Below are 7311 nucleotides of genomic sequence, written 5' to 3' on the forward strand. Positions count from 1 at the left end.
AAGTACCCGCAATAGCTGGCAGAACGCCACGTAAACGAGCGTCAAACGCCTGTTTCAGGCGCTGAACGCTTCTTTTCGGAGCCTTGGTTTGGTTTTTGCATTTTGCCCGTATCTGCATTTTTTTACGCACGCTCTGCCCTAAAAGAGGTCCCGATGACCATTAGCGACGCACTCCACCGTTTGCTACTCGACAACCTCACCACTGCCACCATCCTGCTCGACGCCGAACTGCGCCTCGAGTACATGAACCCGGCGGCGGAGATGCTGCTGGCCATCAGCGGTCAGCGCAGCCATGGGCAGTTCATCAGTGAGTTGTTTACCGAATCGACCGAAGCGCTGAACTCGTTGCGCCAGGCCGTCGAACAGGCGCACCCGTTCACCAAGCGCGAAGCCATGCTCACCGCCCTCACCGGCCAGACCCTGACCGTCGACTACGCGGTAACACCGATTCTGAGCAACGGCGACACGATGCTGCTGCTCGAAGTCCACCCCCGTGACCGCCTGCTGCGGATCACCAAGGAAGAAGCACAGCTGTCGAAACAGGAAACCAGCAAGATGCTGGTGCGCGGCCTTGCCCATGAAATCAAGAACCCCTTGGGCGGGATTCGCGGCGCGGCACAATTGCTGGCCCGGGAACTGCCGGAAGAGAGCCTGCGCGACTACACCAACGTCATCATCGAAGAAGCCGACCGCCTGCGTAATCTGGTGGATCGCATGCTCGGCTCCAACAAACTGCCGTCGCTGGCCATGTGCAATGTCCATGAAGTGCTTGAGCGTGTCTGCCATCTGGTGGAGGCTGAAAGCCAGGGCTGCATCACCTTGGTGCGCGACTACGATCCAAGCATCCCCGACGTCCTGATCGATCGCGAACAAATGATTCAGGCCGTGCTGAACATCGTGCGCAATGCGATGCAGGCCATCAGCAGCCAGAACGAACTGCGCCTGGGTCGCATCAGCTTGCGCACCCGCGCCATGCGCCAGTTCACCATCGGCCACGTGCGCCATCGCCTGGTGACCAAGATCGAAATCATAGACAACGGTCCGGGCATCCCGGCAGAACTTCAGGAAACCATTTTCTTCCCCATGGTCAGCGGTCGTCCGGACGGTACCGGGCTGGGCCTGGCCATTACCCAGAACATCATCAGCCAGCACCAGGGCCTGATCGAGTGTGACAGCCACCCCGGCCACACCACCTTCTCGATCTTTCTGCCACTGGAACAAGGAGCCACATCGACATGAGCCGTAGTGAAACCGTGTGGATCGTCGATGACGACCGTTCTATCCGTTGGGTCCTGGAAAAAGCCTTGCAACAGGAAGGCATGACCACGCAAAGCTTCGACAGCGCCGATGGCGTGATGAGCCGTCTGGCGCGCCAGCAGCCGGACGTGATCATTTCCGACATCCGCATGCCCGGCGCCAGCGGTCTGGAGCTTCTGGCGCGGATTCGCGAACAGCACCCACGGCTGCCAGTGATCATCATGACCGCGCACTCCGATCTGGACAGCGCTGTCGCGTCCTATCAGGGCGGCGCCTTCGAGTACCTGCCCAAGCCGTTCGATGTCGACGAGGCGGTTTCCCTGGTCAAGCGCGCCAACCAGCACGCTCAGGAACAACAAGGCCTGGAAGTTGCCCCGACCCTGACCCGCACCCCGGAAATCATCGGCGAAGCGCCGGCGATGCAGGAAGTGTTTCGCGCCATCGGACGCTTGAGCCACTCCAACATCACCGTGCTGATCAATGGTGAATCGGGTACCGGTAAAGAACTGGTGGCCCACGCGCTGCATCGCCACAGCCCGCGCGCCGCTTCGCCGTTCATTGCGCTGAACATGGCGGCGATCCCCAAAGACCTGATGGAATCCGAACTGTTCGGCCACGAGAAAGGCGCGTTCACGGGCGCGGCCAACCTGCGTCGCGGGCGTTTCGAGCAAGCCGACGGCGGTACGCTGTTCCTCGACGAAATCGGTGACATGCCCGCTGACACCCAGACCCGCTTGCTACGGGTACTGGCCGACGGCGAGTTCTACCGCGTCGGCGGTCACGTGCCGGTGAAGGTCGATGTGCGCATCATCGCCGCGACTCACCAGAATCTGGAAACCCTGGTGCATGCCGGGAAATTCCGTGAGGACTTGTTCCATCGCCTCAACGTGATCCGCATCCATATCCCGCGCCTGTCGGATCGCCGCGAAGATATCCCGACCCTGGCCAAGCACTTCCTCGGCCGCGCTGCCCAGGAACTGGCAGTCGAGCCGAAGCTGCTGAAAAGCGAAACCGAGGAATACCTGAAGAACTTGCCGTGGCCCGGCAACGTGCGTCAGCTGGAGAACACCTGCCGCTGGATCACGGTGATGGCTTCGGGTCGCGAAGTGCACATCGGCGACCTGCCGCCGGAGCTGCTGAGCCTGCCTCAGGACTCGGCACCCGTGACCAACTGGGAGCAGGCCCTGCGCCAGTGGGCCGACCAGGCGCTGGCCCGTGGTCAGTCAAGCCTGCTCGACAGCGCCGTACCGGCCTTCGAGCGGATCATGATCGAGACCGCCCTCAAGCACACCGCCGGTCGCCGCCGCGATGCCGCCGTCTTGCTGGGTTGGGGACGCAACACCCTGACTCGCAAGATCAAGGAATTGGGGATGAAGGTTGATGGCGGGGATGAAGATGAGGGGGATGAGGGCTAAGTAATCACTGAGCACACGATCCTGTGGGAGCGGGCTTGCTCGCGAATGCGATGTGTCAGTCGACTTCAATTTTGACTGATACACCGCTTTCGCGAGCAAGCCCGCTCCCACAGTGGATTTTCGGTGTTTTCACGATCGTGCAGACACCATCGAACCCTGTGGGAGCGAGCTTGCTCGCGATGCTTTTAGAGCCATCAATGCACCGACTGAATGCACCGTGAACCGCAATCGCGCACAACCACTGTCCTGAAACCTCGCCATAAAACCCGATACTACCCGCCACCCAAAAACACAAAAGCCCCGGATCTCGGGGCCTTCAACGCTTCAAAGCGATTTTTTGTTCCAAGTTGTTAAAACCTGGCACGCCCCCTGCAACAACCCTTTCAAGTGAATCAGTTCACCTACCCGGTTTCGGGGACCTTGGTACAGGCAGGCCGGGGATTCCCCTCTTTACATCGGGCTCACACCGCACCCGCGACGAGCCCAGCCGTTTTGGGGCCCTTGATACAGGCAGGTCAGGGGTTCCTTCTTTACACCAGGCTCACACCGCACTCGCGACGAGCCTCCCGTTTCGGGAACCTTGGTACAGGCAGGCCGGGGATTCCCTCTTTTATTGCTCCCGGAGATGGATCTCCAGTCGCCAGCGGTCATCAACCTCGCTACCGGTCCATTCGCCCCGCAGGGGCCGGGCCGCTACCAGTGTCAGCAACAACCCCCCATCGCTCAAACGTACCCGCCAGTTCACGTCCTTGCCGCCGAGCTTGAGCTGACCTTTCTGCGCCTGGCCCTCGGCGCCAAACAGCAGCGCGACACTGCCGTCTACAATTTCGCCGTGGGTCTTGGGTTCATTGTTGAACCACACCACCAGCCCGTCGTTCGTCACTTCCACCTGCTGCAACTGACTGGGGTCTGGCGTGGTCAGGCGACCGATCATCATCCCGACCATCACCCCGACAATCGCCAGCGAGCCCATTACCCGCAGGAATAGTTTCGAACGCACGCCTTCTGGCGGCGTAGAATGCGCGTCATCTTTGCCTTCGGAGCCGTGCATGTTTCACGTCATCCTTTTCCAACCAGAAATTCCGCCGAATACCGGCAACGTTATCAGGCTGTGCGTCAACAGTGGCTGCCACCTGCATTTGATCGAACCGCTGGGCTTCGAGATGGACGACAAGCGCCTGCGCCGGGCCGGCCTCGATTACCACGAGTATGCCACCCTGCAACGCCACGCGGACCTTGCCAGCTGCCTGGAGAGCCTCGGCCATCCACGACTGTTCGCCTTCACCACCAAGGGTTCGCGGCCGTTCCACGATGCCAGCTTCGCCCCGGGCGACGCATTCCTGTTCGGCCCGGAAAGCCGTGGCTTGCCCGCCGAAGTGCTGGATGCCCTGCCCGGCGAGCAACGCCTGCGCCTGCCGATGCGCGAGGGCTGCCGCAGCCTGAATCTATCCAATACCGTGGCGGTGGCCGTTTACGAAGCCTGGCGTCAGAACGACTTCAAATAACACCGCATAGCAAATGTGGGAGCGGGCTTGCTCGCGAAGGGGTCATCAGCTTCAACATGAATGTTGACTGAAAAACCGCTTTCGCGAGCAAGCCCGCTCCCACATTGGACTTGCTTCGACGCTCAGAAAGGCTTACTGAACGGTCGGAGTCTCGCCAGCAGCCTGCATGCGTTGCAGCTCTTGCGCATACAGCGCATCGAAGTTCACCGGAGCCAGCATCAGTGCCGGGAACGAACCGCGGGTCACCAGGCTATCCAGGGTTTCGCGAGCGTACGGGAACAGGATGTTCGGGCAGAACGCACCCAGGGTGTGGCTCATCGAAGCGTCATCCAGGTTCTTGATCAGGAAGATCCCAGCCTGTTGCACTTCAGCGATGAACGCCACTTCGTCACCGTTTTTCACGGTAACCGACAGGGTCAGCACGACTTCGTGGAAGTCGGCTTCCAGCGTCTTCTGACGGGTGTTCAGATCCAGACCGACGCTCGGCTCCCACTGCTGGCGGAAGATCGCCGGGCTTTTCGGAGCTTCGAAGGACAGGTCACGCACATAAATGCGCTGCAAGGAGAATTGCGGTGCAGTTTCTTCTTCGTTCGCAGCAGTGTTCTGTTGGTCAGTCATCGCAGATCCTTCTTGATCCAGGGTTCTTTTAGGTTTGCTTGTTTGGGGTATTGCCGTCAGGCCTTGAGCAGCGCGTCGAGCTTGCCGGCGCGGTCCAGGGCGAACAGATCATCACAACCGCCCACATGGGTGCTGCCGATCCAGATTTGCGGCACGGACGTACGCCCGGCCTTCTGGGCCATCGCAGCGCGAACCTGCGGCTTGCCATCGACCTTGATCTCTTCGAAGGCCACACCTTTGTTCTCGAGCAGGTACTTGGCTCGCGAGCAGTAAGGGCAGTAATCGCTGGAATAGACGACGACGCTACTCATATCACTTCACCAACGGCAGATTGTCGGCTTTCCAGCTGGAGATACCGCCGGACAGCTTGGCGGCGGTAAAGCCGGATTTCATCAATTCGCGGGCGTGGGTGCCGGCGGTCTGGCCCATGGCATCGACCAGGATGATGGTCTTGGCCTTGTGCTTTTCCAGCTCACCTACACGAGCGGTCAGTTTGTCCTGAGGGATGTTCAGCGCGCCGACAATGTGACCGGCGGCGAAATCCTTGGTTGGACGAATGTCGATCACTACGCCTGCGTCCTTGTTGACCAGCCCGGTCAGTTCGCCGGTGCTCAGGCTACGGCCGCCGCCCTGCATTTGATAGGCAATCAGCAACGCCAGCAGTACGACGAAGATACCGACGAGAATGTAGTGGTTAGTGGCGAATTGAATCAGGTTAGCAACCATCGAAGGAGGTTCCAGGGCGTTAAAATGTCGGCCAGTATACACAGCCACTATGGTGGGCCAAACCCCGTCCGGCGGTGACGCGGCCGGAACTTCGCTTTAAACTGCGACTCCCTTTTTCCATTACCCCTTTTACCTCAGCCACGAGTGGATTCCATGACTACCACGCCTAAACCTTTGGTCCTGATGATTCTCGACGGCTTCGGTCACAGTGACAGCCCTGAATCCAACGCTATCTTCGCCGCGAAGAAGCCCGTACTGGACCGCCTGTGGGCCACCGTGCCGAACGGCCTGATCTCGGGCAGCGGCATGGACGTCGGCCTGCCGGACGGCCAGATGGGCAACTCCGAAGTCGGCCACATGAACCTGGGCGCCGGCCGCGTGGTGTATCAGGACTTCACTCGCGTCACCAAATCGATCCGCGACGGCGAGTTCTTCGAGAATCCGACCATCTGCGCTGCCGTGGACAAAGCGGTCGCCGCCGGAAAAGCCGTGCACTTCATGGGCCTGCTGTCCGATGGCGGCGTACACAGCCACCAGGATCACCTGGTTGCCATGGCCGAACTGGCCTTCAAGCGCGGTGCTCAAAACATCTACCTGCACGCTTTCCTCGACGGCCGCGATACTCCGCCGAAAAGCGCGCAGTCGTCGATCGAACTGCTCGACGCTACCTTCCAGGCCCTGGGCAAAGGCCGGATCGCCAGCATCATCGGCCGCTACTACGCCATGGACCGCGACAACCGTTGGGACCGAGTGTCCCAGGCCTACAACCTGATTGTCGATGGCCAGGGCGAATTCAACGCCGCCACCGCCCAGGAAGGCCTGCAGGCGGCATACGAGCGTGGCGAGAGCGACGAATTCGTCAAGGCCACCTCCATCGGTGAGCCGGTAAAAGTCGAAGACGGCGATGCCGTGGTGTTCATGAACTTCCGCGCCGACCGTGCCCGCGAGCTGACCCGCGTGTTCGTCGAAGACAACTTCAGTGAGTTCGAGCGCACCCGCCAGCCGAAACTGGCCGGTTTCGTCATGCTGACCCAATACGCCGCCAGCATTCCTGCGCCGTCGGCTTTCGCGGCCGGCAGCCTGGAAAACGTACTGGGCGATTACCTGGCGAAAAACGGCAAGACCCAGCTGCGCATCGCCGAAACCGAAAAATATGCCCACGTGACCTTCTTCTTCTCCGGCGGCCGCGAAGAACCGTTCCCGGGCGAAGAACGCATCCTGATTCCGTCGCCGAAAGTCGCCACCTATGACTTGCAGCCGGAAATGAGCGCACCGGAAGTCACCGACCGCATCGTCGACGCCATCGAAAACCAGCGTTACGACGTGATCGTGGTCAACTACGCCAACGGCGACATGGTTGGCCACAGCGGCGTGTTCGAAGCGGCGGTCAAGGCCGTTGAATGCCTGGACCGGTGCGTGGGTCGCATCGTCGATGCCCTGGAAAAAGTCGGCGGCGAAGCCTTGATCACGGCTGACCACGGTAACGTCGAGCAAATGTCCGATGAAACCACTGGCCAGGCGCACACTGCGCACACCACCGAGCCGGTACCGTTCATCTATGTCGGCAAGCGCGACCTGAAGGTGCGCGAAGGCGGCGTGCTGGCGGACGTGGCGCCGACCATGCTGAAGTTGCTGGGCCTTGAGCAGCCCAAGGAAATGACCGGGACTTCGATTCTGGTGTAACCCGCCCTATCAAGCACCTCAATACCCTGTGGGAGCGGGCTTGCTCGCGAAAGCGGTGTTTCAGTCGACATCAACGTCGCCTGACACACCGCTTTCGCGAGCAAGCC

General features: G+C 60.5%; 8 protein-coding genes. 4 read left to right on the forward strand and 4 right to left on the reverse strand.

Annotated features, from left to right (window positions below; all coding sequences use genetic code 11):
* Positions 1-153 precede the first annotated feature (153 nt).
* Together glnL and ntrC are read left to right on the forward strand one after the other, a co-directional pair.
* Positions 154-1239 (forward strand): nitrogen regulation protein NR(II), encoded by a 1086-nt coding sequence (gene glnL / locus KGB29_RS19620; RefSeq protein ID WP_057712404.1) that lies wholly within the window; start codon positions 154-156, stop codon positions 1237-1239.
* A complete protein-coding gene (gene ntrC, locus KGB29_RS19625; RefSeq protein WP_150811998.1) occupies positions 1236-2672 on the forward strand; it encodes a nitrogen regulation protein NR(I) in 1437 nt (478 codons plus the stop codon). The genes glnL and ntrC overlap by 4 nt, the downstream gene beginning before the upstream one ends.
* 610 nt (positions 2673-3282) lie before the next feature.
* Here ntrC and KGB29_RS19630 read toward each other — a convergent pair.
* Positions 3283-3723 carry a hypothetical protein gene (locus tag KGB29_RS19630; protein ID WP_150812000.1) on the reverse strand — a complete coding sequence of 147 codons (441 nt, stop codon included), beginning with the start codon at positions 3721-3723 and terminating at the stop codon, positions 3283-3285.
* On the opposite strand from KGB29_RS19630, the gene KGB29_RS19635 reads away from it, so the two are divergent.
* Positions 3722-4177, forward strand: a complete 456-nt coding sequence (locus tag KGB29_RS19635) for a tRNA (cytidine(34)-2'-O)-methyltransferase (RefSeq protein ID WP_223616474.1) — start codon at positions 3722-3724, stop codon at positions 4175-4177. The genes KGB29_RS19630 and KGB29_RS19635 overlap by 2 nt on opposite strands.
* A gap of 132 nt (positions 4178-4309) precedes the next feature.
* On the opposite strand, the gene secB is transcribed toward KGB29_RS19635, so the two are convergent.
* Genes secB through KGB29_RS19650 form a run of 3 tightly spaced genes read right to left on the reverse strand, consistent with a single transcriptional unit; the run spans position 4310 to position 5521 of the window.
* Positions 4310-4795: a protein-export chaperone SecB gene (gene secB, locus KGB29_RS19640; protein ID WP_008047739.1), complete on the reverse strand. Its 486-nt coding sequence runs from the start codon at positions 4793-4795 to the stop codon at positions 4310-4312.
* 56 nt (positions 4796-4851) lie between these two features.
* On the reverse strand, positions 4852-5106 hold the full coding sequence (gene grxC / locus KGB29_RS19645) for a glutaredoxin 3 (protein WP_154910705.1): 255 nt from the start codon (positions 5104-5106) through the stop codon (positions 4852-4854).
* A gap of 1 nt (position 5107) precedes the next feature.
* Entirely contained in the window at positions 5108-5521 is a 414-nt protein-coding gene (locus tag KGB29_RS19650; RefSeq protein WP_008047735.1) for a rhodanese-like domain-containing protein, read from the reverse strand.
* Positions 5522-5674: 153 nt separating this feature from the next.
* On the opposite strand from KGB29_RS19650, the gene gpmI reads away from it, so the two are divergent.
* Complete coding sequence (gene gpmI / locus KGB29_RS19655; RefSeq protein WP_154861216.1) at positions 5675-7204, forward strand: 2,3-bisphosphoglycerate-independent phosphoglycerate mutase; 1530 nt, start codon at positions 5675-5677, stop codon at positions 7202-7204.
* The last annotated feature ends 107 nt before the right edge of the window (positions 7205-7311 follow it).

Origin of the sequence: Pseudomonas sp. BF-B-30 (assembly GCF_019956305.1) — a bacterium.
Taxonomy (GTDB): domain Bacteria; phylum Pseudomonadota; class Gammaproteobacteria; order Pseudomonadales; family Pseudomonadaceae; genus Aquipseudomonas; species Aquipseudomonas jessenii.

Coding starts and splice junctions, on each gene's coding strand:
- glnL (WP_057712404.1), top strand. CDS start 154: ATGACCATTAGCGACGCACTCCACCGTTTGCTACTCGACAACCTCACC.
- ntrC (WP_150811998.1), top strand. CDS start 1,236: ATGAGCCGTAGTGAAACCGTGTGGATCGTCGATGACGACCGTTCTATC.
- KGB29_RS19635 (WP_223616474.1), top strand. CDS start 3,722: ATGTTTCACGTCATCCTTTTCCAACCAGAAATTCCGCCGAATACCGGC.
- KGB29_RS19630 (WP_150812000.1), bottom strand. CDS start 3,723: ATGCACGGCTCCGAAGGCAAAGATGACGCGCATTCTACGCCGCCAGAA.
- secB (WP_008047739.1), bottom strand. CDS start 4,795: ATGACTGACCAACAGAACACTGCTGCGAACGAAGAAGAAACTGCACCG.
- grxC (WP_154910705.1), bottom strand. CDS start 5,106: ATGAGTAGCGTCGTCGTCTATTCCAGCGATTACTGCCCTTACTGCTCG.
- KGB29_RS19650 (WP_008047735.1), bottom strand. CDS start 5,521: ATGGTTGCTAACCTGATTCAATTCGCCACTAACCACTACATTCTCGTC.
- gpmI (WP_154861216.1), top strand. CDS start 5,675: ATGACTACCACGCCTAAACCTTTGGTCCTGATGATTCTCGACGGCTTC.